Consider the following 26398-nt stretch of genomic DNA (forward strand, 5'->3'; position numbering starts at 1 on the left):
AGGTCGGCGTAGGGCGGCGTGGGGCGGCGGAACAGGACGGCGGGCGGCCACGGCGGGCCGGGTCCGCGTCGCTAGGACTCGTCGCTGCCGGGGTCCGGCCGGCCGGGGCGGCGGGTCTCGCCGCGCAGGAACAGCCGCGAGACCACCTCGGCGGTCAGCGCCCGCTGGGTCGGGTCGGCGTTGTGCAGCTCGGCCAGCGTGCCGTGCAGCATCTTCTGGGTCAGGCCGCGCGAGAGTGCTTCCAGCACCTCGTCGACATCCGAGCCCTTGGCCAGCAGCTTGCGGGCGCGGGTGATCTCGGCCGCACGCCAGGCATCGGCCTGGGCGTTGAGCGACTGGATCAGCGGCACCGTGGCGCGCTGGGCCAGCCAGTGCACGAAGTTCTGCACGCCCGCGTCGATGATGGCCTCGGCCTGCGCGACGGCGGCCTGGCGCTTCTCGCCGGCGGTCTGCACCAGCGCCGACAGGTCGTCGACGGTGTACAGGTAGACGTCATCGAGCCGGGCGATCTCGGGCTCGATGTCGCGCGGCACGGCCAAGTCGACCATGAACATCGGTCGGCGCCTGCGCGCCTTCAGCGCCCGCTCGACGGCACCCAGGCCGATCAGCGGCAGCGTGCTCGCGGTGCAGGACACGACCGCGTCGAACTCGTGCAGGCGGGCGGGCAGGTCGGCCAGGCGCATGGCCTCGGCACCGAAGTGGCTGGCCAGCTTCTCGCCGCGTTCGAGCGTGCGGTTGGCGATGGTGATGTGCTTGGGGGCCTTGGCCGCGAAGTGGGTCGCCGCGAGTTCGATCATCTCGCCGGCGCCGACGAACAGGATGCGGATCTTGTGCAGGTCCTCGAACAGCTGTCCGGCCAGGCGTACCGCTGCGGCGGCCATGCTGATCGAGTGCGAGCCGATCTCGGTCGAGGTGCGGACCTCCTTGGCGACCGAGAACGAGCGCTGGAACATCTGGTGCAGCGTCGTGCCCAGCGTGCCGGCGGCATCGGCCTCGCGCACCGCCTGCTTCATCTGGCCAAGGATCTGCGGCTCGCCCAGCACCATCGAGTCCAGCCCCGAGGCGACCCGGAAGACGTGCCGGGCGGCGTCGTGGCGTTCCAGCACGTGGGTGTGGCGACGCAGGTCATCGGCGCTGACGCCGCCGTGCGTGGCCAGCCATTCGAGCACTGGCACCACCAGGTGCGGGGCCTTGCCGGGATCGGTGGCGACGTAGAGCTCGGTGCGGTTGCAGGTCGACAGCAGCGCGACCTCGGGCTCGGCCCGTTGCAGGCCGCCGCGCAGGCCCTGCAACGCCGGACCGAGCTGTTCGAGCGTGAACGCGAACCGGCCGCGCAGGTCCACCGGCGCGGTGTGATGGTTCAGGCTGAGGGCGAAGACGCTCATGGCGCGATTGTAAGATTTCGGGCTCGCGCGTCCTCTTGATCCGGCGCATGTTTCATCCAGCGACAGGTGCCCGACGGCGCCGTTCCCGACACCTGCCATGGGCTTCCTCGACGCGCTCGATCACCTGCTGAACTTCCTGCTGCCAGCGGTGGCGGTGGCCGCGCTGACGGCCGGGCTCGCCAAGCTGCTGTGGCGCCAGGCGCTGGCCGGGGTGGCCTGGCAGCGCCTGGCCGGACATGCGGCGGCGGGCGGTGCGCTGGCGCTGCTGGCCGGGTTGGCGCTGCAGGGCCGCGACGGCCGCATGTCGACCTGGCTGGCGCTGGTCGTGGCCAATGCGGTTGGCCTGTGGTGGGCCGGCTTCGGGCCGGGCCGGCGCTGAACGCCGCCGGTCGCGGATCGGCTCAGGCGTCGAAGACCACCTCGCCGTCGCGCCGCAGCGCACCGCTGCCGAGCAGGTCGGCGAGCAGGCCGGCGAACCAGTCCTCGACCGTCCCGCCGACGCCCGCCGCGCGCTGGGTCGTGGCGATCATCGGCGTCTCGCGGCCCCAGCACCGCAGCGCGTCCAGCGGCTGCGATCCCAGCTCCATCAGGTGGTACTTCAGCAGCACCTTGCCGGCATGACGCGCATGGCGTGACGGGTCGGCGCGGTGGCTGGCCAGGCGGCTGCGGGCACGCGCCAGCGCCGCGTCGACATCGCCGAAGGGCGCGCCGTGGCCCGGCACGACGTGGCGCACCGGCAGGCCGGCGATCAGGTCCAGCACCGCCTCGACCTCGTCGAAGCCGGATGCGCCGTCCAGCTCCGGGAAGACCACGCCAAAGCCGTTTTCCCACAGCGCATCGGCCGAGAGCAGCACGCCGTGCCGTGGCTCGAACAGCACCACCGCGTGCGGGTCATGGCCGGGCGCGGCCATCACCTGCCAGTCCAGACCGCCGACCTGGAGCGACTGGCCGGACTGCAGCGTCGCGTCGACCGGGTAGCGCACACACAGCTGGCCGGTCGGGCGGTAGCCGAGCGCGTCGACATCCCAGGCGCGGGCCGCGTCGGAATGGCCGGGCGGCACCCAGATCCGCGCCCCGAACGCCTCGCGCAGGCGCGCATTGCCGCCGCAGTGGTCCGAATGCAGGTGGGTGTTGACGATGCGGCCGAGCGTCGCGCCGGGCCCGCCGGCGCTGGCCAGCGCATGCCGCACCAGCGCCTCGGTCTGCGCCGCATGCACGCAGTGGCCGCTGTCGACCAGCACGGCCGGCTCGCCGGGCAGGCCATGCAGCAGCGTGTTGTTGGACGACAGCCACCCGCGTTCGAGCACGCTCAGGTGGGCGGGCAGCTCGGCCCGGTTCTGTGGGTTCGTCGCGTCAGCAGGCATCGGTCGGGCGAGGTTCTACAAGTTCCGGTGATTGTCGGCTGGGGAGCGTGCCACTTACTTTCAGGCCGTCCTTCGCCTGGCGCTTCCTTCACCTCGCGCTTCCTTCACCGACGACAGACCCGGCCCAGCCGGGCATCGGGAGATCCACATGACACGCACCCTGCACCCGCTCGCCGCCGCCGCCCTCGGGCTGCTCGCCAGCCTGACCACCGGCCAGCCAGCCCACGCCAACCAGTCGCTGTTCACGCCGGGCTACTGCCTGACCGTCGGGCCGGTCTTCAACCGCAACAACCTGAATTCGGCTGGCTACAACCCGGCCAACGCGATCCGGCTGGTCGCGGCCGACGAGTCGGTCCGCTTCGGCCTGATGCAGGTCGGCGTGCAGTACGAGCTGGGTGCGATCGACGACCTTCAGCAGCAGCTCGACGCGATGGACGCTGCCGTGCAGGCGGCCAAGGCCGATCCGACCACGTCGGAGCAGGGCGTGCAGACCATCAACACGCTGCTGCCCACGCTGGCGCGCGGCGCGCGCTTCAACCTCGCCGTCGGCGGCAGCCTGCTGACGCCGCTGCTGATCCGCAGCGAACGGCTGGACGGCGTGTTCTCGGTCATGGCTCAGGCGCAGATGCAGGTCGCCGGCCAGTTCCTGGGCCAGTCCGCCGAGATCGTCCGGGACGGCAACGGCATCCCCACCGGCCTGCGCACCCGGTCCGGCTTCGACGTCAAGGCGGCCCGGCTGACCCAGCTCAGCCTGGGCTACGGCACCGACCTCACGCGCCGGCTCGCCATCGACGCCAACCGTGGCCTGCTCGACGCTGGCCTGCGCCTGAACGTCTATCAGGCCACGCTCTACCGCCAGGTGGTGGGCTTCACCGACGCCAACGGCAACGGCAACAACGGCGGCAGCCAGTTCTCGCAGGACACCGTCGACCGCCGCAGCGCCTCGGCCCTGGGTGTCGATGTCGGCGTCGCCTGGACCGCCGCCAACTACCAGCTCGGCGCGACGCTCTACAACCTGGGCAGCCCGACCTTCCGCTATGCCGATCCGACCCAGGACAGCTCGGCGGCCAACGCCTACGCCGCCAGCGGCCTGAGCGCCGACCAGCGCAAGGCCCAGGTCGCGCTCAAGACCCACGTCGTCATCGAGGGCTCGCTGCACAGCGACAACAAGCGCTGGCTGGGCCAGACCAGCCTGGCGATCAACGAGGCGCCCAACGTCGTCGGCGAACCGCAGCGGCTGGCCACGATCTCGCTGAGCTACAACGCCGAGCGCTTCGAGGGCAGCTGGGGCACGCTGCTGAACTACATCGTGCCGAGCGTGCGCCTGGGCCTGCGCAAGAACCTCGTCGGCGACAAGCTTGGCAGCACCGGCCTTGGCTTCAGCTGGGGCATCGTCAACGTCGACATCAACAGCAGCCAGCAGAAGGTCAATGCCGACGGCAGCAGCGTGCCGCGCAGCGCCGGGGCCTCGCTGTCGGTGGCGGAGAAGTTCTGATGCCGTTCGATGCCGTGCCGGTCGACGGCCCGCAGGCGGCGCCCGCCGCCGGCTATTCCTACTTCATCGGCCTGGCCCGCCAGCGCCTGAGCTACCAGGAATACGCGAGCCTGCTGCCGGTGCGCAGCAAGGCTGTCGTCAACAACCCGCTGCTGGTCAGCGGCGCGCTGTACGCGCTGGCGCCGGACATCCTGTTCTCGCTCGACAACGAGTCCAGCTTCGCGCCGAGCAGCGGCCAGGAACGCTGGACCGCGCCGGTCGCCACGCTCTTCCCGAATGACCCGCCGGCCGCACCGATCGCGACGACCGTGCCGCTGGTGCAGACCAACGGCGTGCGCATCAGCGACAGCAGCACCCGGCTGCTGGGCCTGTTCCGACTGCAGGGGCCGTGGTTCGTGCATGCCGGGCCGTCGTTCCACAGCCAGTCCTTCCGGCGATTTGCCTTCCAGGCGGGCGTTGACCAGGCCGTCAAGGTCGCGGACACGGACACCGTCGAGGAGACCTCCGCCGAGGTTCTCTGGCACCTGGGAGCGGGTTACGAGAGCGAGCGGGTGCGCGGCGTGCCGGTGCACCTGGGCTGGCGTGTCGACTGGGCCCTGCCGGCCTGGCGCAAGGTCGAGAACACCGGCCATCCGGGCGCGGTCTTCGGCCAGACGCGCGGCGGCTACGACCTCGGCCTGGAAGGCCGCGCCAGCTGGGCCCTGATCGATCACGTCCACCTGGGCCTGTGGGCCAGGCTGCAGACGTCGCGCCGGCCGGTCGACCGGCAAGGCAACGTCGAGCTGCCTCGCACGCGCCAGGACAACCAGTCGCTGGGCGTCGAGTTCCTCTGGAAGCTCTGACCGGCGGCCTCAGCCCCGCGTCACGACCTCGCCGCGCAGCGAGTGCGGGTAGGCGCGGGTGATGGCCACGTCGATCATCTGGCCGACCAGGCGGTCGCGCTGCGGGCCACCGTCGAAGTTGACGATGCGGTTGCACTCGGTGCGGCCCATCAGCTCGGCCGGATCGCGCCGGCTCGGGCCTTCGACCAGGATGCGCTGCACCGTGCCGACGCGGCTGTCGCTGATGCGGCGCACGTTCTCCTCGATGCGGGCCTGCAGCACCTGCAGGCGCTGCAGCTTCACGTCCTGTGGCGTGTCGTCGTGCAGCGCGGCGGCGGGCGTGCCGGGGCGCGGGCTGAAGACGAAGCTGAAGCTGGCGTCGAAGCCGATGTCGTCGATCAGCTTCATCGTGCGGGCGTGGTCGTCCTCGGTCTCGCCGGGGAAGCCGACGATGAAGTCGGTCGACAGGCTGATGTCGGGCCGGATGGCGCGCAGCTTGCGGATCGTGCTCTTGTATTCGAGCGTGGTGTACCCGCGCTTCATCGCCATCAGGATGCGGTCCGAGCCATGCTGCACCGGCAGGTGCAGGTGGTTGACCAGCTGCGGCACGCGGGCGTAGACGTCGACCAGCCGCTGCGTGAACTCGTTCGGGTGGCTGGTCGTGTAGCGGATGCGCTCGATGCCGGGGATTTCGGCGACGTACTCGATCAGCGTGGCGAAGTCGGCGATCTCGGCGGTGCCGCCCATCGGGCCGCGGTAGGCATTGACGTTCTGGCCCAGCAGCGTGACCTCGCGCACGCCCTGGTCGGCCAGGCCGGCGACCTCGGTCAGCACCTCCTCGAAGGGCCGGCTGAACTCCTCGCCGCGGGTGTAGGGCACGACGCAATAGGAGCAGTACTTGCTGCAGCCTTCCATGATGGAGACGAAGGCCGACGAGCCTTCGACACGCGCCGGCGGCAGGTGGTCGAACTTCTCGATCTCCGGGAAGCTGATGTCGACCTGCGGCCGGCCCTGCACGCGGCGGCGCTCCAGCAGCTGCGGCAGTCGGTGCAGGGTCTGCGGGCCGAACACCACGTCGACATAGGGCGCGCGCTCGATGATGGCCGCGCCTTCCTGGCTGGCCACGCAACCGCCCACGCCGATCATCACGCCACGGGCCTTGAGGTGCTTGACACGGCCGAGGTCGCTGAAGACCTTTTCCTGCGCCTTCTCGCGCACCGAGCAGGTGTTGAACAGGATCAGGTCGGCCTGCTCCGGATCGTCGGTGGGCGTGTAGCCCTGGGCCGCGTTCATGACGTCGGACATCTTGTCCGAGTCGTATTCGTTCATCTGGCAGCCGAAGGTCCGGATGTAGACCTTCTTGGTGGCCGGCGCGCTGTCGGGGGCGCTGCCTGGCGCGGCGTCAGGTGCAACGGGGAGTTCGTGGTTCATGGTCTTGCGCCTCGGTGTTGGTGTAGAGCCAGCGGCTGCGCGGGGGATCTGAAGGGCGGCGAGTTTATCGCCCGGGCCTGCACGACCGGGATGCCTCCCCGGAGCGTCACGGCCCCTCTCGCCGGGTGCCGGACCACTGGGTGCCGAACCACTCGGTCGAGCGGGCCTGAAAACACAAAAGCCCCGACTTCCTTCGAAGTCGGGGCGTTGGCTGTTCTGGTGGCGCTTCAGGGATTCGAACCCCGGACCTGCGGATTATGATTCCGTCGCTCTAACCGGCTGAGCTAAAGCGCCTTGAGCCCGCTAGTATAGTGACGATGAATCTAGGTTGGCAAGCGGTTCGCGGAAACTTTTTCGGCAGCCTGGATTTGCACACGTCTGGTGCGGGCGCATGCACCGCCTCGCTCCATTCCGGCGCGCAGCGACCGATAGACAGGGTTCCCTCAATGGCTCGGTGTCGAGCCCATCCCAGGAGCCCATGTGACCCTTCGCCTTTCGTCGACTGCCCCACGTTCCCCGCGCCGCCTGCGCCCGATCGTGGCGGCGCTGCTGCTGGCCGCCACGGCCGGCGCCGTCCAGGCCAACCAGTCGCTGTTCAGTCCGGGCTACGGGCTGACGGTCGGGCCGGTCTTCAATCGCAACAACCTGAATTCCTCGGGCTACAACCCGGCCAATCCGATGCGCCTGGTCGATGCCGACGAGTCGGTCCGCTTCGGCCTGATGCAGGCCGGCGCGCAGTACACGCTCGGTGACGTCGACAACCTGCAGGCCAGCATCGACAGGATCGATGCGGCGGTGTCGGCCGCGCGTTCGGCGACGAACCAGGGTCAGGTCGATGCCCAGATCCAGACCATCAACGGCCTGCTTCCCGGCCTCGACCGCGGCGCCCGCTTCGGCGTCTCGGCCGGCGGCTCGGTGCTGACGCCGCTGCTGGTCCGCAGCCAGGCGCTCCGTGGCGTCCTCTCGCTGAACGTCAACGCGCAGGCGCAGGCGGCCGGCCTGTTCCATGGCAGTGCGGCAGCCCAGGTCCCGGGCCAGAACGCCATCCGCACGGCCTCGGCCTTCGACGTCAAGGCGGCGACCATCACCCAGCTGAGCCTGGGCTACAGCACCGAGGTCGGCCGCTGGTTCGGCCATGACGGTGCCAACGGCAGGTTCGACGGCGGCGTGCGCCTCAACAGCTATCAGGCCACGCTCTACCGCCAGCTGGTCGGCTTCACCGATGCAAACGGCAACGGCAACGCCGGCAACTTCGACCGCGACACGGTTGACTCACGCCGGGCCAGCGCCGTCGGCGTCGACCTGGGCCTGAACTGGCAGGCCGAGAACTGGCAGGTCGGCGCGACGGTCTACAACCTGGGCAATCCGCGCTTCGCCTACCCGGACCCGACCCGCGACGCCAACGCCGCCAACCAGTACGCCGCAACGACGCTGGCCGCTGCCGGCCGCATCGCCGCGAACGATCAGGTCCGGCTCAAGACCCACGTCGTGCTCGAAGGCTCGGTCCACACCGCCAACAAGCGCTGGATGCTGCAGACCAGCTACGCGGCCAACGAGACGCCGAACTTCGTGGGCGATGCGCAGAAGTTCGTCACCGCCTCGGTCAGCTACAACGCCGAGCGCTTCGAGGGCGCCTTCGGCACGCTGCTGAACTACATCGTGCCCAGCGTGCGGCTGGGCTGGCGCAAGAACCTGGTCGGCGACCAGCTCGCCACCAACGGCCTGGGCCTGAGCTGGGGCGTGATCAACCTCGACGTGCAGGCCAGCCAGGCCAAGGTCAACGCCGACGGCAGCAGCGTGCCGCGCAGCGGCGGTGCGTCGCTGTCGATCGCCGAGAAGTTCTGATCGACGCGGGGGCATCGTGCCCCGGTCCGGTGCGTGGGCGGCACGTGGTTTGCTAAGGTTGGGAAACGGTCTTCGAGACCGCTTCGCAACCTGCATCCACCTCTGCCGCACATCCCCATGAGCCACCTGCACGCTGTCCCCGGTCGCACCAAGACACTCCCGCCGCTGCGCGTCGGCGTTGGCGGTCCGGTCGGGTCGGGCAAGACCACGCTGGTCGAGATGCTCTGCAAGACCATGCGCGAGCGCTGGGACCTGGTCGTCGTCACCAACGACATCTACACCAAGGAAGACCAGCGCCTGCTGACGGTGGCCGGTGCGCTGGATCCGGACCGCATCATGGGCGTCGAGACCGGCGGCTGCCCGCACACCGCGATCCGCGAGGACGCCTCGATCAACCTCGAGGCGGTCGATCGCATGCTCGAGAAGTACCCGGACGCCGACATCGTCTTCATCGAGTCCGGCGGCGACAACCTGGCCGCCACCTTCAGCCCCGAACTGAGCGACCTGACGATCTACGTCATCGACGTCGCGGCGGGCGAGAAGATCCCGCGCAAGGGCGGACCCGGCATCACCAAGAGCGACCTGTTCGTGATCAACAAGACCGACCTCGCGCCGCACGTCGGTGCGGACCTGGCGGTGATGGCGTCCGACACGCAGCGCATGCGCCCGACCCGGCCCTACGTGATGACCAACCTGAAGACCCGCGCCGGCCTGGCCGAGGTCATCGCCTTCATCGAGAAGCAGGGCTTGCTGGTGGGGTGACGCCACGCCCAGCGGTGCCCGACCCGGTATCAGTCCCGACTTGCGGCAGCGCCAGCCCCGCCTAGCATCTGCCGACGGCCGGGGCGCGGTGTCCCGGCCTTTCCATGTCGGGAGATGCCGCGTGAGCGACCAGATCAAGTTCCTGCTGTCCGAAGACCAGATGCCCAAGGCCTGGTACAACCTGGCCGCCGACCTGCCGGTGCCGCTGCCGGCGGTGCTGCATCCCGGCACCTTGCAGCCGGTCGGCCCGGATGACCTGGCGCCGCTGTTCCCGATGGCGCTGATCCAGCAGGAAGTCTCGACCGAGCGCTACATCGACATCCCCGAGCCGGTGCGGCAGATCTTCCGCCAGTGGCGCCCCGCGCCGCTGTACCGCGCCCGCCGGCTCGAACAGGCGCTCGGCACCCCCGCGAAGATCTACTACAAGTACGAAGGCGTCAGCCCGGCCGGTTCGCACAAGCCCAACACCGCGATCCCGCAGGCCTGGTTCAACCGCGAGGCCGGCATCCGCAAGCTGACCACCGAGACCGGCGCCGGCCAATGGGGCACCTCGCTGAGCTTTGCCGGCGCGCTGTTCGGCATCGAGGTGCAGGTCTTCCAGGTCCGTGTGTCCTACGACCAGAAGCCGTACCGCCGCGCGGTGATGGAGACCTACGGCGCACAGTGCGTGGCCTCGCCGTCGAACCTGACGCAATCGGGCCGGGCCATCCTGGCGCAGCGGCCCGATCACCCAGGCAGCCTGGGCATCGCGATCTCCGAGGCGGTCGAGCTGGCCGCGCAGCGCGAGGACACCAAGTACGCGCTTGGTTCGGTGCTCAACCACGTGCTGCTGCACCAGACCATCATCGGCGAGGAGGCGATCGCCCAGCTGGAAATGGCCGGCGATGACCCGGACGTGGTGGTCGGCTGCACGGGCGGTGGCTCGAACTTCGCCGGCATCGCCTTCCCCTTCCTGGGCCTGCAGCTGCGTGGCGGTGCCTCGGCCAAGAAGCGCCGCATCGTCGCGGTCGAGCCGGCGGCCTGCCCCAGCCTGACGCGTGGCCGGTATGCCTACGACTTCGGCGACACCGCCCACCTGACGCCGCTGACCAAGATGCACACGCTGGGCAGCACCTTCACGCCGCCGGGCTTCCATGCCGGCGGCCTGCGCTACCACGGCATGGCGCCGATGGTCTCGCACCTCAAGGAACTCGGCCTGATCGAGGCGACCGCCTACCACCAGAACGCCTGCTTCGAGGCCGGCGTGACCTTCGCCCGCGCCGAGGGCATCGTGCCGGCGCCGGAGGCCAACCACGCGGTCAAGGGCGCGATCGAGGAGGCCCTGCGCTGCAAGCGCGAGGGCCGCTCGGAGGTGATCCTGTTCAACCTGTGCGGCCACGGCCACTTCGACATGCAGGCCTACAGCGACTACTTCGCCGGCAAGCTGCAGGACCTGAACTACGACGAGTCCGAGCTGGCCATGGCGCTGGCCGGGCTGCCGTCGGTGCCGGCCTGAACGGGACGGAACGGGCCTGAAACGACGCTGCCGGCATCGAGCCGGCAGCGGTCTTTCCTTTCCGGCAGGCGAGGCCGGCTCAGCGCAGTTGCAGGCTCTCGAGCCTCAGCGCGCGCACCGCGCCGAAGCCGACCGAGGCGCCGAAGCGCTTGGCCAGCCGCTCGGCGACGTTCTCGTGCGGCGTGTAGTCGATGATGTTCTCGGCCTTCACGACCTCGCGGGCAACGTAGTCCAGGTTGCCCAGGCCGTCGGCCAGGCCGAGCTTGACGGCTTCCTCGCCGTTCCAGAACAGGCCGGAGAAGGTCTCGGGCGTTTCCTTGAGCTTCTCGCCGCGTCCCTTGCGGACCACGTCGATGAACTGCTGGTGGATCTGGTCGATCATGGCCTGGGCCAGCGCGCGCTGGCGTTCCGACAGCGGCGAGTACGGATCGAGCATGCCCTTGTTCTCGCCGGCGGTGATCAGGCGGCGTTCGACGCCGAGCTTGTCCATCAGGCCGGTGAAGCCGAAGCCGTCCATCAGCACGCCGATCGAGCCGACGATCGACGCCTTGTCGACATAGATCGCGTCTGCCGCAGCCGCCACGTAGTAAGCGCCCGAGGCGCAGCTTTCCTCGACCACGACATACACCTGCTTGTCGTGCAGCGACTTCAGGCGCCGGATCTCGTCGTGGATGATGCCGGCCTGCACCGGACTGCCGCCCGGCGAGTTGATGCGGATGACGACGGCGCGGGCGCCGACGTCCTCGAAGGCGCTCTTCAGGCCCGAGAGCATCACCTCGGCGCTGGCGACGGTGTCGGGGGCGATCTCGCCGCGCAGTTCGACCAGCGCGGTGTGCGGGCCGCTCGGCGCGCTGGTCGACGCGTTCTGGGTCAGCAGGCCCCAGACCAGCGCCGCGAAGGCGGCCAGCCAGCCCAGCCGGATCAGCAGGTTCCAGCGCCGCGCGCTGCGGCGGTCCTTCAGGTAGTCCTGCGCGAACTGCTCGATCAGGGCTTCGCTGGCGCTGCGGGCGGGTGCTGCCGTCACGGGCGCGGGCGCCGGGGCAGCGTCCGAGGGGGTGGCGCCGCGGTCGGGCGTGTTGGGAGAGTCGGGGTACATCGGGGCTCCGTGCGGCGCGGGCCGCAGGCAGGTCAGGCGCCGAAGGCGGGCGCGAGTTCGGCCTGAGGATACCAATACACCTCGCCGTCACGCTCCTCGACGCGCAGCGGCTTCAGGCGCTTGCCGACGCAGGGGCCGCCGACGCACTGGCCGTTGCGCGGCTCGTACGCGGCGCCGTGGATCGAGCAGATGATCCAGCGCCGGTCGTCGTCCAGGAAGCGGCCTTCCTGCCAGTCCATTTCGGTGGGCACGTGGGCGCAGCGGTTGATGTAGCCCACCGGCTTGCCATCGAAGCGCAGCACGAAGCCGCGCACCGGCTGGCCGTATTCCAGCAGGTCGAAGACATGGGCCAGGCCGCCGTCCTCGAGGTCGGCGGCGGCGCACAGGCGCTCGGGCGGATGCGGGGCCGGGGCGGGGTCAGGAGCGGTCATGGACGGGGTCGGGATCGGATCGGTTCAGGCGTGGCGCTGCAGCCAGTCGTGCAGCTCCTGCACGCTGTGGGCGACCACCAGCGGGTCGTGTGCCTGCAGCTCGGCCGGCTCGTGCGCGCCGTAGGCGACCGCGACGGCGGCGGTGCCGGCGTTCTTCGCGAGCATCAGGTCGTGGCTGGTGTCGCCGACCATCAGCGTGCGCTCGGGCGGCACGTCCAGCTCGGCCATCAGTTCCTGCAGCATCTGGGGATGCGGCTTGGAGCGGGTCTCGTCGGCGGTGCGGGTGGCGTCGAACCAGCGTCGCAGGTCGGCGGCGTCGAGCGCCTCGTCCAGCCCGCGCCGGCTCTTGCCGGTGGCGACCGCGAGCTGGTGCTGGCGGCTGCGCAGGCTCTCCAGAAGCTCGGGCACGCCCTGGAACAGCGTGATCGCGTGCTGCTCGCGGAAGTAGTGGTGGCGGTAGCGCAGACCCAACTCCGGGTAGCGCTCGACCGGCAGCGCGGGCACCGCGCGCTGAAGCGCGTCCTGCAGGCCCAGGCCGATGACGTGGGCGGCCTGCTGGTCGCTCGGCACGGCGGCACCCAGGTCGCGGCAGGCGGCCTGGATGCTGCGGACGATCAACGCGGTGGAGTCGAACAGGGTGCCATCCCAGTCGAAGACGATGAGGTCGTAGCGGCGCATGGCGTTCAGGCGGTGGAGGGCGACGCAGGCGTCGCGAGGCGGGCCAGCAGTGTCGCGCAGTCCTCGGGCAGCGGCGTGGCCAGCTCGATCCGTGCCCCGCTGTCGGGGTGGTCGAAGGCGAGTCGGCGGGCATGCAGGAACATGCGGCCGAAGCGCAGACCGGCGACGGCCTCGCCGCGCGCCATCGCGCGGTTGACGGCGAAGTCGCCGTACTTGTCGTCGCCGACGATCGGGTGACCGGCCTGCTGCAGGTGGACGCGGATCTGGTGCGTGCGGCCGGTCTTGATCGTCACGTCCAGCAGCGTGTAGCCGCCCGCACGCTGCACCACCCGCACCAGCGAGATCGAGCGCCGGCCGTCCGGATGGTCCGCCGCCACCGCGTGCACGCGCCGCTCGCCCTCGCCGTCGAGCGTCTTGTGCAGCGCCACGTCGATGACCTTGAGCGACTCGGGCCAGTCGCCGATCACCAGCGCGGCGTAGGTCTTGCCGGTGTCGCGCTGGCGGAACTGGTCCTGCAGCTTCGTGAGGGCGCTGCGCTTCTTGGCCACCAGCAGGATGCCGGAGGTCTCCTTGTCGAGCCGGTGCACGAGTTCGAGGAACTTCGCGGTCGGCCGGGCCCGGCGCAGCTGCTCGATCACGCCGAAGCTGACGCCCGAACCGCCGTGCACCGCAACCCCGGCCGGCTTGGCGATCGCCAGCAGGTGCTCGTCCTCGAACACGACCGGGAACTCGCGCGGCGGCACCCGGCCGGCGGCTTCGGCGGCCACGGCCGGGTCGGCCAGCCGCAGCGGCGGCACGCGCACCACGTCGCCGCTGACCACGCGGGTGTCGGCGCTGGCGCGGCCCTTGTTCACGCGGACCTCGCCGCTGCGGATGATCCGGTAGACCAACGTCTTGGGCGCGCCCTTGAGTTCGCGCATCAGGTAGTTGTCCAGCCGCTGGCCTTCACCGGCCTCGTCGACGACGAACTGGCGCACCTGCGCGGTCGCGGCGACGGCTGGCGCCGCCACGGCGGCGGGCGGTGCCGGACGCGCCGGTGCGGCCCTCGCTTCGGTTCGAGCGGGCGCAGCCGGCTTCGCGCCCCGCACGGCGGTCGGCGCGGCCCTGGGCGTTTTCCGGGCGGTTCGTGAACCACCGGAACGCGGGGACTTGGCCCCTATAATCCTCTGCACCACGTTCGTGTTGTAAGTGTTTGATTTGTCTGAGTTTAGCGGCGCGCATCGCGTCGCGGACCGACGGCCAACGGCCCGGGTCGCCTGAAGAGCGGCAGCCCGGACCGGCCTGCCCGATGACGACACCTGCGGCGCGGCGAGGGATGGCGCACCGGTTCGACCCCTCCGTCCGAGACCGGCCCGGTGCACCGACAACGATGATGCAGCGCGCCGCTGCGACCCTGGTTCCGTCTCCCAAGGTGAGCCGGTGGAGGGTCCGGCGACGCGCCAGGGACCTCGCGGTCAGATCCCCCAAGTCAAGGTTTTTCAAGCCGCAGCCCTCGGGCTGGCGGGATGTCCCGGAAGTGCTGGGACGCCCGACAGCACCGGTCGCTGCGGTGAGCAGGTCGACGAACAAGCTGCCGAAGATGGCCGCAACCACTCCAACCCCCCACGCACCCGATCCCCGCGCCTTGCGCGCCGGACGGGTTGCTGCCCGGATCGCGCCGACTCGGCACGGCCCGGGCGATGGCTGTCCGCTGCGCCACGCGCGCGGCGCGGCAGTCGGGCTGGATTGCGCTGACGCCATGGTGGACCGTTCGTTCGACGGCGCGCCAACGCTGCGCGGCTGAGGCCTCCGGCCTCTTGCGGAAGCCGGCTTCGTCCGGCGCCCGGCCACGCAGTCCAGGGCGATTCCTTCTCGGTCGGACTGCGACGTTCTCGTGCATCGCGACGTCGTCGCGTGCGCACCTGCGGGTGCGGATGCGGCGGTTCGATTGGATGATGCGACCGCCCACCCCCCGGCGGCGCAGGCACGAGAGGAGTACGCATGAAACGCATGCTGATCAATGCCACGCAGCCCGAAGAGCGGCGCCTGGCGATCGTCGACGGCCAGAAGCTTCTCGACTTCGAGACCGAGATCGAGGGCCGCGAACAGCGCAAGGGCAACATCTACAAGGCCGTCGTGACGCGCGTCGAGCCGTCGCTCGAAGCCTGTTTCGTCGATTACGGCGAGGACCGCCACGGCTTCCTGCCGTTCAAGGAAATCGCCCGCACCTACTTCAAGGAAGGCGTCCCGGTCCGCGACGCCAAGATCCAGGACGTCATCGCCAATGGCCAGGAGCTGCTGGTCCAGGTCGAGAAGGAAGAGCGCGGCAACAAGGGCGCGGCGCTGACGACCTTCGTCAGCCTGGCCGGTCGCTACCTGGTCCTGATGCCCAACAACCCGCGCGGCGGTGGCGTGTCGCGCCGCATCGAGGGCGAGGACCGTGAGGAGCTCAAGGAGAACCTCGAGCAGCTCGAATACCCCAAGGGCATGAGCCTGATCGCGCGCACCGCCGGCATCGGCCGCAGCGCCGAGGAGCTGCAGTGGGACCTCAACTACATGCTCAAGCTCTGGACCGCCATCGATGAGGCGTCCAAGGGCGGCAAGGGTGCGTTCCTGATCTACCAGGAGTCGTCGCTGGTGATTCGCGCGATCCGCGACTACTTCACCGCCGACATCGGCGAGATCCTGATCGACACGGACGACATCTACGAGCAGGCCAAGCAGTTCATGCTGCACGTGATGCCCGACACCGCGAACCGCGTGAAGCGCTACCGCGATGACGCGCCGCTGTTCAGCCGCTTCCAGATCGAGCACCAGATCGAGACCGCGTTCTCGCGCACGGTCCACCTGCCCTCGGGCGGCGCGATCGTGATCGACCACACCGAGGCGCTGGTCGCCGTGGACGTCAACTCGGCCCGCGCCACCCGTGGCGGCGACATCGAGGAGACCGCCACGCGCACCAACCTCGAGGCCGCCGACGAGATCGCCCGCCAGTGCCGGCTCCGGGACCTGGGCGGCCTGATCGTGGTCGACTTCATCGACATGGAGGAGAGCAAGAACCGCCGCGAGGTCGAGACCCGCCTGCGCGACGCGCTGCGCACCGACCGTGCCCGCGTGCAGTTCAGCTCGATCAGCAAGTTCGGCCTGCTCGAACTCAGCCGCCAGCGCCTGCGCCCGGCGCTTAGCGAGGGCAACCACATCACCTGCCCGCGCTGCAACGGCACCGGCCACATCCGCGACACCGAGTCTTCCGCGCTGCAGATCCTGCGCATCATCCAGGAAGAGGCGATGAAGGAAGGCACGGCCGCCGTGCACGTGCAGGTGCCGGTCGAGGTGACCAGCTTCCTGCTCAACGAGAAGCGCACCGAGATCACCAAGATCGAGCTGAAGCAGCGCACCACCGTGCTGCTGGTGCCGAACCGCCACCTCGAGACGCCGAACTACAAGCTCGAGCGCCTGCGCCACGACGACCCGCGTCTGGAGAACCTGCAGGCCAGCTACACGATGATCGAGGAGCCGGAGGAGGAAGTCGGCATCACCCGTCGTCGCGACGCCAGCGAGCGTGGCAAGGCCAAGCAGGAGCCGCTGATCAAGGGCGTGCTGCCCGACCAGCCGGCCCCGGTTGCCGCGCCCAAGCCCGAGCCGGTGCCTGCACCGGTCGCGGCGGCGCCTGCACCCGCACCGGCTCCGGTGGCGGCACCGGCCCCGGCTCCGGCCGAGGCGGGCGGAGGCTTCTTCGGCTTCATCCGCAAGCTGTTCGGCGGCGCCCCGGCCGCGGCACCGGTCGCGGCCCCGGCTGCGGCCGAGCCGGCCAGCGGTGCCAAGGAAGTGGCCAAGGACGGCAAGGAAGCCCGTGGCGAGCGCGGCGGTGACCGCGGTCGCGCCGGCCAGGGCGGCCGTGGCGGCGATCGTCGCCGGGGCGAACGCGGTGGTGAGCGCGGTGGTGAGCGCGGTGGTGAGCGCGGCAGCGAACGTGGCGCCGAGCGCGGCGAACGTGGTGAACGCAGCGAACGCGGCGCCGATGCCGCCAAGGCCGAGGGCCGTGAAGGTGGTCGTCGTGGCGAGCGTGGCGATCGCCCGGAGCGCGCCGAGCGTGGCCAGGAGCGCAGCGGCGATCGGGCCGAGCGCGCCGAGCGTGGTGAGCGTGGTGAGCGCGGCGACCGCGGCGAGCGCCGTGAACGGGGCGAGCGTGGCGAGAGCCGTGCCCCGCGCGCCGAGCTGAACGCGAACCTTGCCGCTGGCGACAACCTGGCCGTCGACCTGTCGGCCCAGGCGCTGGTCGATGCCGGCGGCGCGCCGGTGGCGGGCGAGACGGTCGAGCAGGGCAACGAGCGGCGTCGCCGCCGGGGCCGTGGCGGCCGGCGTGACCGCGAGGAAGGCCGTGCCGACGGCGCCGAGGGCATCGACAACGTCGACACCCAGGCCCCGAACGACGCGGTGGAAGCCGGCGCCGAGGCAGCGGCCGAAGGCCGTGGCGATGCGCAGGCGGCCGAAGGCGAAGGCGCCGACGGCAACCGCGAAGGCCGTCGCCGTCGCCGTGGTCGTGGTCGCAACCGCGAAGGTGGCGAGGCCGGCGAGGCCGGCGAGAACGGTGACAACGGCGAGATGAACGCCGAACAGGTCGCCGATGCCGGCGCCGAACCGGTGACCGAATCCGTCGCCGATGTCGTCCACGCAGAGCCGGTCGTGGCTGCCGAGCCGGTCCCTTCGCCGGTCGCCTCGCCGGTCGCCGAGCCGGCCGTGGCCTCCGCTCCGGCCGCGCCCGCGCCGCTGGTGATCGAGGCCGCGCCGGTCGCGCCGACACCGGTCGTCGCGGTCGCCCAGCCCTTCGTGCTGCCGATCGCCACGCTGGCCGCGCTGGCCCGCGATGCGGGTCTGGAGTGGATCAACAGCGACGCCGACAAGGTCCGCACGGTCCAGGAGGCGATTGCCCGCGAGCCCCGGCCGGTGCATGTGCCGCGCGAGATCAAGCCGGTCGTGCTGCTCGACGAGGGTCCGCTGATCCTGGTCGAGACGCGCCGCGATCTGGCCAGCGTCAAGCTGCCGTTCGAAGGCTGACCGCAAAGATCGGCCCGGGTGGCGTGAGCCGCCCGGCGCTGGCATGCAGAACGCGCCGCGCGGGTGACCGCTGCGGCGCGTTGTCGTTGGGGGGAGCGCCAGACCGGCGCCGTGGCTCAGCCGGCCGCGGCGTCCTCGTCGTCTGCGGCCAGCTGGACGACCCGTTCCAGCGCACGCTGGTAGTCGCCGTCGTGCATCAGCTCGTCCCAGGGCAGCGGCGCCGTCTGCGGCAGCAGGCGCTGACGGCGGTCCTCGCTGTCCGGATCGGGTGCCCACAGGCCGTCCTGCTCGGCCTCGTCGAGGTTGTCCAGCAGCGTGTCGAGCGTGCGACCGCCGTCGATCGGGGACTGGTTGCAGACCAGCGCCAGGTCGCAGCCGGCCTGCAGCGCCTGCATCACCGCCTCGGTCATGGTCAGCGTGCCATCGGGCTCGCTGCCGCGCAGGCCGGGCACGCGGCGGGCGGCGGCCATGCCCAGGTCGTCGCTGAAGACCGCGCCCGCAAATCCGAGCCGGTCGCGCAACACGTCTTCCAGCCAGATGCTCGAGAAGCCGGCCGGCCGCGCGTCGACCTGCGGGTAGGTCACGTGCGCGGGCATGACCGCGCGCAGGCAGGTCGTGAGGTGGGCGTAGGGCAGGGCATCGTCGGCCAGGATCGCATCCAGGCTGCGTTCGTCGATGGCGCTGGCCACGTGGGTGTCGGCGCGGGCCCAGCCGTGGCCGGGGAAATGCTTGCCGCAGTTGGCCATGCCGGTCTGCAGCAGGCCCAGCGCCAGGCTGCGTGCCAGCACCGTGACGACGCGTGGATCGCGGCCGAAGGCGCGCGTCCCGATCACGTCGCTGCGGCCGTGGTCGAGGTCCAGGACTGGCGTGAAGCTCAGGTCGACGCCGCAGGCGCGCAGCTCGGCGCCGAGCACATGGCCGATCGCGGTCGCCGCTTCCATCGCCTCAAGCGCGCCGCTGCCGGGCTGGCCGGGCGCGTCGCGCAGCCAGCGTCGGCCCAGCAGGCCCATGGCCGGCAGCGGCGTGTAGCCGTCGTCGCGGAAACGCTGGACCCGGCCGCCCTCGTGGTCGACGGCGACCAGCAGGTCGGGCCGCAGGTCCTTCATCTCGGCCACCAGCCGCGTCAGCGCGGCCCGGCCGGTCCAGTTGCGGGTGAACAGGATGACGCCGCCGACACGCGGGTGGCCCAGGCGGCGGCGGTCGTGCTCGTCCAGCGCGGGGCCGGCGATGTCGATGATGAGCGGTGCGTGCATGGCGGTTTCAGGTGGCGGCCGGTTCGGGCAGGCGCTCGACGACGACGAAGCTGACGGCGTAGTCGGTCTCGTCGGTCAGCGTGACATGGGCCTGCAGGCGGGCTCGCGCGAACCACTCGGCCAGCTCGCCGTTCAGGTGGATGCGCGGCTGGCCGGACGGGTCGTTGAGGGTCTCGCAGCTGCGCCATTGCATCGGGTGGTGCAGCCCCAGGCCGATGGCCTTGGAGAAGGCTTCCTTGACGCTGAAACGCGTCGCCAGGTAGGACAGGCCGCGGGCTTCGACGCGGGCGCGGCGGGCCCGCCAGACCTGCAGCTCGCGCGGGCCGAGCACCCGTTCGGCGAAGCGGTCGCCGCGTCGACCCAGCGTTGCCGCGATGCGGCGGATGTCGCAGATGTCGGTGCCGATGCCGTAGACCACGGCATCAGCCTCGCGGTGCGTGGGCCCGCTGGATGCAGGCGAGGTAGGCGCGGATCGCGGCCGGGAAGCCCAGCTCCAGCGCGTCGGCGGTCAGCGCGTGGCCGATCGAGACCTCCTGCACGCCGGGCACGGCGGCGAGGAAGTCGGTGAGGTTGTCGCGGTTCAGGTCGTGGCCGGCATTGACGCCCAGGCCGGCCGCCAGCGCGGCCTCGGCCGCCTCGGTGTAGCGCGCCAGCACCTCGGCCTGGCGCGGCGTGCCCCAGGCCGAGGCATAGGCTTCGGTGTAGAGCTCGATGCGGTCGGCGCCGACCTCGCGGGCGGCTCGCATCATCTCGGCGATGGGGTCCATGAAGAGGCTGACCCGCACGCCCAGATCGCGGCATTCGGCGATCAGCGGTGCGAGCCGTTCGGCGTCGTCGGGGAAGGTCCAGCCGTGGTCCGACGTGAACTGGCCGACCGAGTCCGGCACGAAGGTGGCCTGGTGCGGCCGCACCGCCCGGATCACGTCCATGAGGTTGTGGAAGGGGTTGCCCTCGATGTTGTAGTCGATGTGAGGCCAGGCCTTGAGCAGCGCGTCGAGGTCGGTGACGTCGTGGCCGCGGATGTGGCGCTCGTCCGGCCGCGGATGCACGGTGATGCCCTGCGCGCCAGCTTCCAGCACCAGCGTGGCCATGCGGGTCACGCTGGGGATGCCGAGGTGGCGGCTGTTGCGCAGCAGCGCGACCTTGTTGAGGTTCACCGACAGCACGGTGTGCGCGGCGCCGGCATGGGCTTCGGGTGCGACGAGGGGGTTCATCGGTGCGGTCGGATCGGTTCGTTCGGGGCGTCCGGGATGATGCCTCAGCGGTCCCGGTCGAGCAGTTGCTGGAGTTCGACCATCAGCGCGCGGGTGCGCAGCATCGAGGTGCCCAGGTGTTCGTGCAGCAGCGCGCGCAGCTGGCTCTTGAGTTCCTGTGGCGCGCCGGCGCAGGCCTGTTGCAGGCTGCCGAGGTCATCGGCTTGCAAGGCGGTCTGGATCGCCAGCAGCACCGCGCCGCTGATGCCGGGATCGTTCGCCGACCGGGTCGTGCAGACGCCGGCGTCGGCCAGCAGCAGGTGCCGCGCGGCGGGCTGCACCGGCTGCTGTGTCGCCGTCAGGCAGGACAGGTCGGGCAGCACGCCCGAGTCGGCCAGGAAGGCCAGCTCGAAGGCCCGCAGGGCTGCGGCAGCCCCGTGTTCATCGGCCATCGCGCGGGTGTCGACCAACCGGGCGAGGGTGCCGGCATAGGTGTCGAACAGGTGCGGATGCGGGTCATGCCGCGCCAGGCCGCGCAGCAGCAGCTCGTTGAGGTGCAGGCCCGACAGCAACGCCGCGCCGCTGAGCATCGGCCCGCCGCCGGCCCATTCGGCGCTGCGCAGCAGCTGGACCTCGGCGCCGCCCTCCAGGCGCTTGCTGCCGAGCTGCACATGCAGGCGCTGGAAGGGCAGCAGCACGCTGCGCAGCTGCGAATAGGGCCGCTTGGCACCCTTGGCCAGCGCGACGACGCGGCCCAGTTCGCGGGTCCAGACCTCGAGGATCAGGCTGGATTCGCTCCAGTCGTGCGTGTGCAGCACGTAGCCCGACAAGGGCTTCGCGGCGGACCCGCCAGCCGTGCCGCCGGACCGCCGCGACGTCGCCATGGCCTATTCGTAGCCGTAGCTCTTCAGGCGCTGCTCGTCGTCGGCCCAGCCGGAGCGGACCTTGACCCACAGCTCCAGGAAGACGCGGCCGTCGGTCAGCCGTTCGAGCTCGGTGCGGGCCTCGGTGCCGATGCGCTTGAGGCGCTCGCCGCCCTCGCCGATCACCATGCCCTTGTGGGCGTCGCGCTCGACCACGATCGTGGCGCTGATGCGGCGCAGCCGGCCTTCCTCGACGTACTTGTCGATCTGCACGGTGGACGTGTAGGGCAGCTCGTCGCCGGTCAGGCGGAAGAGCTTCTCGCGGATCAGCTCGGAGGCGAGGAACTTGTCGCTGCGGTCGGTCAGCGCGTCCTCGTCGTAGAACCAGTCCTGCTCGGGCAGGTGAGGGCGCACGATGCCCAGCAGCCGGCGCGCGTCGGGCACCTTCTGCGCCGTCAGCGGCACGAACTCGGTGAAGGGATGGCGCTCCTGCATCTGCTGCAGCCAGGGCAGCAGGTCGGCGCGGCGGTGGATCAGGTCGAGCTTGTTGGCCACCAGCAGCGTCGGCTTGCCCGGCGGGATCAGCGCCAGCACCTTGGCATCGTCGACGCCGAAGCGGCCGGCCTCGACCAGGAACAGCACGATGTCGACGTCGGCCAGCACCGACTGCACCGTCTTGTTGAGGTTGCGGTTCAGCGCCGCCGTGCCGCGCGTGGTGTGGCGGGTCTGGAAGCCGGGCGTGTCGACGAAGACGAACTGGGTGTCGTCCTCGGTGCAGATGCCGGTGATGCGGTGGCGCGTGGTCTGCGCCTTGCGCGAGGTGATGCTGACCTTCTGGCCGATCAGCGAGTTCAGCAGCGTGGACTTGCCGACGTTGGGCCGGCCGACGATGGCGATCAGGCCGCAGCGACGGCCCGGCACGCTGGAACCGAAGCTCAGCGGCAGCGCGACGCCCTCGGTCCGGTCGCGGTCGTCGTCATCCTCGTCGCCTTCTTCGTCGCCTACTTCGTCCTCGTCGAGCCCGTCTTCTTCGAGTTCTTCATCGTCCTCGCCGCCGATCTCGACGTGGCCGTCCTCGTCGTCATCGACGCCGGACTCGACGGGCGCCGCAGCGTGGGCTTCGGCAGGGGTCTCGTCCGCGGACGGGTCTTGGGGATCAGGGTTCATTCGTGGGTCCGGCTGAGCTGGTCGAGGACCAGGCGCGCGGCCTCCTGTTCGGCGGCTCGGCGGGAACGGCCTTCGCCGCGGCCTTCGATGCCGTGTTCGACCACGCTGCAGACGACCACGAAGGTCTGGTCATGCGCGCGGCCTCGGGTGGCTTCGATGCGGTAGTCCGGCACGTTCAGCCGGCGCGCCTGCAGCCATTCCTGCAGCTGCGTCTTGGCGTCCTTGGCCCAGGCCTGCGTGGCGGTCTCGATCACCAGTGGCTCGAACAGGCGGCGCACCAGGCCTTGCGCGGCGTCGTAGCCAGCATCGCGGTAGACCGCACCGATGATGGCCTCCATCGCGTCGGCCAGGATCGACGGCCGCTGCGCCCCGCCGCCGCGGGCCTCGCCTTCGGACAGGCGCAGCTGCTGCGGCAGGCCCAGCGACAGCGCGATGCGGTGCAGCATGTCCTGTCGCACCAGGTGGGCGCGTACGCGCGTCAGGTCGCCTTCGGGCGAGTCGTCGAAGTGGTCGAACAGCAGGTCCGACACGGCCAGGTTCAGCACGGCATCGCCCAGGAACTCGAGCCGTTCGTTGTGGTCGGCGCCATGGCTGCGGTGCGTCAGCGCGCGCACCAGCAGGCTGCCGTCACGGAAGACGTGACCCAGGCGCGCCTGCAGTTGATCGAGCGATGCAGTGGACACGGTGTTGTCGTCGTCGCGGTGGGCGGTTGGATCAGGGCGGCGGATCAGCGCGAACTGCCGCGGTACTTGATGAGCAGGTAGACCGGGCCGAACAGCTCGACTTCCTTGTCGTAGGCGAAGCTGATGACCACGCGCTCGTCGTTCTTGGTGATGTTGAGATCGGCACCCGACACCGAGCTGATCGAGTACTCGATGCTCTTGTGGCGGTCGAACGCGGCGCGGATCTCGGGCACGGTGTTGCCGCCGGTCTTGGAGACCTTCTCGACCGCGCCGAGGATGGTGTAGTACTCGTTGACCGTCGGCAGCACGCGCAGCGTGACGATTCCCGCCATCGAGACCAGGGCGGCCCAGAACAGCAGGCCGATCATCGTGATGCCACGGGCCGGCGCGCGGTGGCGGCTGGACGGGTGACGCGGATGCGGGACTGCGCTCATGGATCGACTCCTCACTGGAAGCTGCCGATGCGTTTGACGTTGCCGAAGTTCATCCAGACGAAGAACGCGCGGCCGACGATGTTCTCGTCCGGCACGAATCCCCAGAAGCGCGAGTCTTCCGAGTTGTCGCGGTTGTCGCCCATCACGAAATAGTGGCCTGCCGGCACCGTGCAGGTCACGCCCTCGGCGGTGTAGGTGCAGGCGTCGGCATGCTTGTTCAAGCGTGCGCGCATGCCGTAGCTCGACGGCAGGCGAGGCTCGACCAGGATGCGGTGCGGCTTGTCGCCGAAGGTCTCGCGGAACTGCGGCGAGTAGCCCCGGCGGTCTTCCTCGTAGTAGTCGTCCAGGCGTTCGAGCGGGGCGGGCACGCCGTTCACGGTGAGCTTCTGGTTGGCGTAGGTGAGGGTGTCGCCGGGCAGCGCGACGACGCGCTTGATGAAGTCGATGCTCGGGTCGACCGGGTAGCGGAACACCATCACGTCGCCGCGCGCGACCGGGTTGTTGTCGATGATCTTCTTGTTGATCACCGGCAGCCGCACGCCGTAGTGGAACTTGTTCACCAGGATCAGGTCGCCGATCTCCAGCGTCGGGATCATCGAGCCGGACGGGATCTTGAAGGGCTCGAACAGGAAGGACCGCAGCACGAAGACGATCAGGATCACCGGGAACAGGCCGGCGGTCCAGTCCAGCCACCAGGGCTGGGCCAGCACCTTGTCGCGGGCCTCGGCGAGGTTGCTGTCGACCTGCGTGATGCCCATGCGCTGCAGTTCGGCGCGGCGATTCGCGTCCTGGGTCTCGATCGAGCCGGCAGCGGCCAGCCGGCGCGGCAGGAAGACATAGCGCTCGGCCAGCCAGTAGCCGAGCGTGACGAGCGTCAGGATGAACAGGAGCAGCGAGAAGTTGCCGGTCCAGCGGCCGAGATACCAGCCCGCGCCGTAGAAGAGGAGGCAGGCGTAGAGGATGCCGGTGAGGGTTGCCATCAGAGGTCCGGTTGGATCAGTCTTCGACCTGCAGGATCGCGAGGAAGGCTTCCTGCGGCACCTCGACGGAGCCGATCTGCTTCATGCGCTTCTTGCCGGCCTTCTGCTTCTCGAGCAGCTTGCGCTTGCGGGTGATGTCCCCGCCATAGCATTTTGCCAGCACGTTCTTGCGCAGCGCCTTCACGTCCTCGCGGGCGATGATGTTCGCGCCGATCGAGGCCTGGATCGCCACGTCGTACATCTGGCGCGGGATCAGCGTGCGCATCTTGGCCACCACGGCCCGGCCGCGGTACTGGCTCTGCGAGCGGTGCACGATCATCGCCAGCGGGTCGACCCGGTCGCCGTTGATCATGATGTCGACCTTCACGACATCGGCCGCCCGGTATTCCTTGAACTCGTAGTCCATCGACGCATAGCCGCGCGAGACCGACTTCAGCTTGTCGAAGAAGTCCAGCACGATCTCCGCCAGCGGCAGCTCGTAGGTCAGCATGACCTGCTTGCCGTGGTAGGCCATGTTGAGCTGCACGCCGCGCTTCTGGTTGGCCAGCGTCATCACGGCGCCGACGTATTCCTGCGGCATGTACAGGTGCACCGTGACGATGGGCTCGCGGATCTCCTTGGTGCGGCCGACGTCGGGCATCTTGGACGGGTTCTCGACCTCCATCACCGTGCCGTCGTTGAGCTCGACCTCGTAGACCACGCTCGGCGCGGTCGTCACCAGGTCCTGGTCGAACTCGCGCTCCAGGCGCTCCTGCACGATCTCCATGTGCAGCAGGCCCAGGAAGCCGCAGCGGAAGCCGAAGCCCAGCGCCTGCGACACCTCGGGCTCGTAGCGCAGCGAGCTGTCGTTGAGCTTGAGCTTCTCCAGCGCGTCGCGCAGCTGGTCGTATTCGCTCGACTCGGACGGGTACAGGCCGGCGAACACCTGCGGCTGGATCTCCTTGAAGCCGGGCAGCGCCTCGGTGGCCGGGCCGGCGTTGTTGGGCAGCTTCTTCTCGAGCGAGACGGTGTCACCGACCTTGGCGGCGGCCAGCTCCTTGATGCCGGCGATGATGAAACCGACCTGGCCGGCCTTGAGGTGGTCGCGGTTCTCGCTCTTGGGCGTGAACACGCCCAGGTGCTCGATCGGGTAGACCGTGTTGGTCGCCATCATGCGGATGCGCTCGCCCTTGCGCAGCTGGCCGTCGACCATGCGCACCAGCATCACGACGCCGACGTAGTTGTCGAACCAGGCGTCGATGATCATCGCGCGCGGCGCACCTTCGGCCTCGCCCCGGGGCGGTGGCATGCGGGTGATGACGGCCTCGAGGATCTCGTCGATGCCCATGCCGGTCTTGGCCGAGCAGGGGATGGCGTCGTCCGCGTCGATGCCGATGACGTCCTCGATCTCTGCCTTGGCGTTGTCCGGATCGGCCGAGGGCAGGTCCATCTTGTTGAGCACCGGCACCACTTCCACGCCCAGGTCCAGCGCGGTGTAGCAGTTGGCGACCGTCTGGGCCTCGACGCCCTGGCTGGCATCGACCACCAGCAGCGCGCCTTCGCAGGCCGACAGCGAGCGGCTGACCTCGTAGCTGAAGTCGACGTGCCCGGGGGTGTCGATCAGGTTCAGGTTGTAGACCTGGCCGTCGCGGGCGGTGTACTGCAGCGAGGCGGTCTGCGCCTTGATGGTGATGCCGCGCTCGCGCTCGATGTCCATCGAGTCCAGCACCTGCGCCTCCATCTCGCGGTCGCTGAGGCCGCCGCAGCGCTGGATGATCCGGTCCGCCAGCGTGCTCTTGCCGTGGTCGATGTGGGCGATGATGGAAAAGTTGCGGATGTGGTCCATGGAACTCGGTTGGCGCCGACGGGCGCCGTCACAGCGGCGACGGGCCGTTGCGGGAGGGGTACACACCGCCCGGCGGTGTGGATGCACGCAGTGCCTGGGGCGGCATCGTCCGGCGCTTCCGGCAGGCGGTCACGATGGACGCGCAGCCTGGGCGGGCACA

23 protein-coding genes and 1 tRNA gene are annotated in these 26398 nt (G+C 70.1%); 7 read left to right on the forward strand and 17 right to left on the reverse strand.

The genetic code is table 11. The annotated features are described in order from the left end of the window. Positions 1–71 precede the first annotated feature (71 nt). Positions 72–1385 (reverse strand): glutamyl-tRNA reductase, encoded by a 1314-nt coding sequence (gene hemA, locus Q8X39_RS04060; RefSeq protein WP_305748361.1) that lies wholly within the window; start codon positions 1383–1385, stop codon positions 72–74. 97 nt (positions 1386–1482) lie between these two features. Between hemA and Q8X39_RS04065 the strand changes: the two genes are divergently transcribed. Further along, entirely contained in the window at positions 1483–1764 is a 282-nt protein-coding gene (locus Q8X39_RS04065) for a hypothetical protein (RefSeq protein WP_305748362.1), read from the forward strand. Positions 1765–1786: 22 nt separating this feature from the next. Here the strand turns inward: Q8X39_RS04065 and Q8X39_RS04070 are convergent, their stop codons facing one another. Beyond that, positions 1787–2749 (reverse strand): MBL fold metallo-hydrolase, encoded by a 963-nt coding sequence (locus tag Q8X39_RS04070; protein ID WP_305748363.1) that lies wholly within the window; start codon positions 2747–2749, stop codon positions 1787–1789. Positions 2750–2897: 148 nt separating this feature from the next. Here Q8X39_RS04070 and traF (Q8X39_RS04075) point away from each other — a divergent pair, with 148 nt between their 5' ends. Together traF (Q8X39_RS04075) and Q8X39_RS04080 are read left to right on the forward strand one after the other, a co-directional pair. Continuing rightward, positions 2898–4244 carry a conjugal transfer protein TraF gene (traF, locus tag Q8X39_RS04075; protein ID WP_305748364.1) on the forward strand — a complete coding sequence of 449 codons (1347 nt, stop codon included), beginning with the start codon at positions 2898–2900 and terminating at the stop codon, positions 4242–4244. Beyond that, positions 4244–5086, forward strand: a complete 843-nt coding sequence (locus Q8X39_RS04080) for a hypothetical protein (protein ID WP_305748365.1) — start codon at positions 4244–4246, stop codon at positions 5084–5086. The genes traF (Q8X39_RS04075) and Q8X39_RS04080 overlap by 1 nt, the downstream gene beginning before the upstream one ends. 9 nt (positions 5087–5095) lie before the next feature. On the opposite strand, the gene miaB is transcribed toward Q8X39_RS04080, so the two are convergent. Both miaB and Q8X39_RS04090 read right to left on the reverse strand, forming a co-directional pair. After that, the gene (miaB, locus tag Q8X39_RS04085; protein WP_455363813.1) at positions 5096–6394 is read right to left on the reverse strand and encodes a tRNA (N6-isopentenyl adenosine(37)-C2)-methylthiotransferase MiaB; all 1299 of its coding nucleotides are present in this window, start codon (positions 6392–6394) and stop codon (positions 5096–5098) included. Positions 6395–6713: 319 nt separating this feature from the next. Then, a tRNA-Met gene (locus tag Q8X39_RS04090) sits at positions 6714–6790 on the reverse strand. 186 nt (positions 6791–6976) lie between these two features. On the opposite strand from Q8X39_RS04090, the gene traF (Q8X39_RS04095) reads away from it, so the two are divergent. The 3 genes from traF (Q8X39_RS04095) to Q8X39_RS04105 all read left to right on the forward strand — a co-directional run bounded on the left by traF (Q8X39_RS04095) (position 6977) and on the right by Q8X39_RS04105 (position 10598). Beyond that, positions 6977–8341: a conjugal transfer protein TraF gene (gene traF / locus Q8X39_RS04095; protein ID WP_305748367.1), complete on the forward strand. Its 1365-nt coding sequence runs from the start codon at positions 6977–6979 to the stop codon at positions 8339–8341. A 117-nt stretch (positions 8342–8458) separates the two neighbouring features. Next, positions 8459–9103 carry an urease accessory protein UreG gene (ureG, locus tag Q8X39_RS04100; protein WP_305748368.1) on the forward strand — a complete coding sequence of 215 codons (645 nt, stop codon included), beginning with the start codon at positions 8459–8461 and terminating at the stop codon, positions 9101–9103. A 121-nt stretch (positions 9104–9224) separates the two neighbouring features. Continuing rightward, a complete protein-coding gene (locus tag Q8X39_RS04105; RefSeq protein ID WP_305748369.1) occupies positions 9225–10598 on the forward strand; it encodes a TrpB-like pyridoxal phosphate-dependent enzyme in 1374 nt (457 codons plus the stop codon). 79 nt (positions 10599–10677) lie between these two features. Here the strand turns inward: Q8X39_RS04105 and Q8X39_RS04110 are convergent, their stop codons facing one another. The 4 genes from Q8X39_RS04110 to Q8X39_RS04125 are packed head-to-tail and all read right to left on the reverse strand — an operon-like array spanning position 10678 to position 13780. Then, complete coding sequence (locus Q8X39_RS04110; RefSeq protein WP_305748370.1) at positions 10678–11694, reverse strand: S49 family peptidase; 1017 nt, start codon at positions 11692–11694, stop codon at positions 10678–10680. Positions 11695–11726: 32 nt separating this feature from the next. After that, positions 11727–12125: a Rieske (2Fe-2S) protein gene (locus Q8X39_RS04115; protein ID WP_305748371.1), complete on the reverse strand. Its 399-nt coding sequence runs from the start codon at positions 12123–12125 to the stop codon at positions 11727–11729. A 24-nt stretch (positions 12126–12149) separates the two neighbouring features. Further along, positions 12150–12803 (reverse strand): HAD family hydrolase, encoded by a 654-nt coding sequence (locus Q8X39_RS04120; RefSeq protein ID WP_305748372.1) that lies wholly within the window; start codon positions 12801–12803, stop codon positions 12150–12152. 5 nt (positions 12804–12808) lie between these two features. Next, positions 12809–13780, reverse strand: a complete 972-nt coding sequence (locus Q8X39_RS04125) for an RluA family pseudouridine synthase (protein WP_305748766.1) — start codon at positions 13778–13780, stop codon at positions 12809–12811. Between the two features lie 1003 nt (positions 13781–14783). Here Q8X39_RS04125 and Q8X39_RS04130 point away from each other — a divergent pair. After that, on the forward strand, positions 14784–17840 hold the full coding sequence (locus Q8X39_RS04130) for an Rne/Rng family ribonuclease (RefSeq protein WP_305748373.1): 3057 nt from the start codon (positions 14784–14786) through the stop codon (positions 17838–17840). A 116-nt stretch (positions 17841–17956) separates the two neighbouring features. Here Q8X39_RS04130 and nagZ read toward each other — a convergent pair whose 3' ends face one another. Genes nagZ through lepA form a run of 9 tightly spaced genes read right to left on the reverse strand, consistent with a single transcriptional unit; the run spans position 17957 to position 26238 of the window. After that, complete coding sequence (gene nagZ / locus Q8X39_RS04135; protein WP_305748374.1) at positions 17957–19093, reverse strand: beta-N-acetylhexosaminidase; 1137 nt, start codon at positions 19091–19093, stop codon at positions 17957–17959. A 7-nt stretch (positions 19094–19100) separates the two neighbouring features. After that, positions 19101–19511 carry a holo-ACP synthase gene (gene acpS / locus Q8X39_RS04140; protein WP_305748375.1) on the reverse strand — a complete coding sequence of 137 codons (411 nt, stop codon included), beginning with the start codon at positions 19509–19511 and terminating at the stop codon, positions 19101–19103. A gap of 4 nt (positions 19512–19515) precedes the next feature. Next, positions 19516–20307 carry a pyridoxine 5'-phosphate synthase gene (locus Q8X39_RS04145; protein WP_305748376.1) on the reverse strand — a complete coding sequence of 264 codons (792 nt, stop codon included), beginning with the start codon at positions 20305–20307 and terminating at the stop codon, positions 19516–19518. Between the two features lie 44 nt (positions 20308–20351). Then, a complete protein-coding gene (recO, locus tag Q8X39_RS04150; protein WP_305748377.1) occupies positions 20352–21170 on the reverse strand; it encodes a DNA repair protein RecO in 819 nt (272 codons plus the stop codon). Between the two features lie 3 nt (positions 21171–21173). Further along, positions 21174–22316 (reverse strand): GTPase Era, encoded by a 1143-nt coding sequence (gene era / locus Q8X39_RS04155; RefSeq protein WP_305748378.1) that lies wholly within the window; start codon positions 22314–22316, stop codon positions 21174–21176. Beyond that, positions 22313–22999, reverse strand: a complete 687-nt coding sequence (gene rnc / locus Q8X39_RS04160; RefSeq protein ID WP_305748379.1) for a ribonuclease III — start codon at positions 22997–22999, stop codon at positions 22313–22315. Before rnc ends, era begins: the two co-directional genes overlap by 4 nt. A gap of 44 nt (positions 23000–23043) precedes the next feature. Further along, complete coding sequence (locus Q8X39_RS04165; protein WP_305748380.1) at positions 23044–23433, reverse strand: DUF4845 domain-containing protein; 390 nt, start codon at positions 23431–23433, stop codon at positions 23044–23046. 11 nt (positions 23434–23444) lie between these two features. After that, a complete protein-coding gene (lepB, locus tag Q8X39_RS04170; protein ID WP_305748381.1) occupies positions 23445–24413 on the reverse strand; it encodes a signal peptidase I in 969 nt (322 codons plus the stop codon). 16 nt (positions 24414–24429) lie between these two features. Beyond that, positions 24430–26238 (reverse strand): translation elongation factor 4, encoded by a 1809-nt coding sequence (gene lepA, locus Q8X39_RS04175; protein WP_305748382.1) that lies wholly within the window; start codon positions 26236–26238, stop codon positions 24430–24432. Positions 26239–26398 lie beyond the last annotated feature (160 nt).

Source organism: Leptothrix discophora (assembly GCF_030705305.1).
In the GTDB taxonomy this organism is placed as follows: Bacteria; Pseudomonadota; Gammaproteobacteria; order Burkholderiales; family Burkholderiaceae_C; genus Sphaerotilus; species Sphaerotilus discophorus.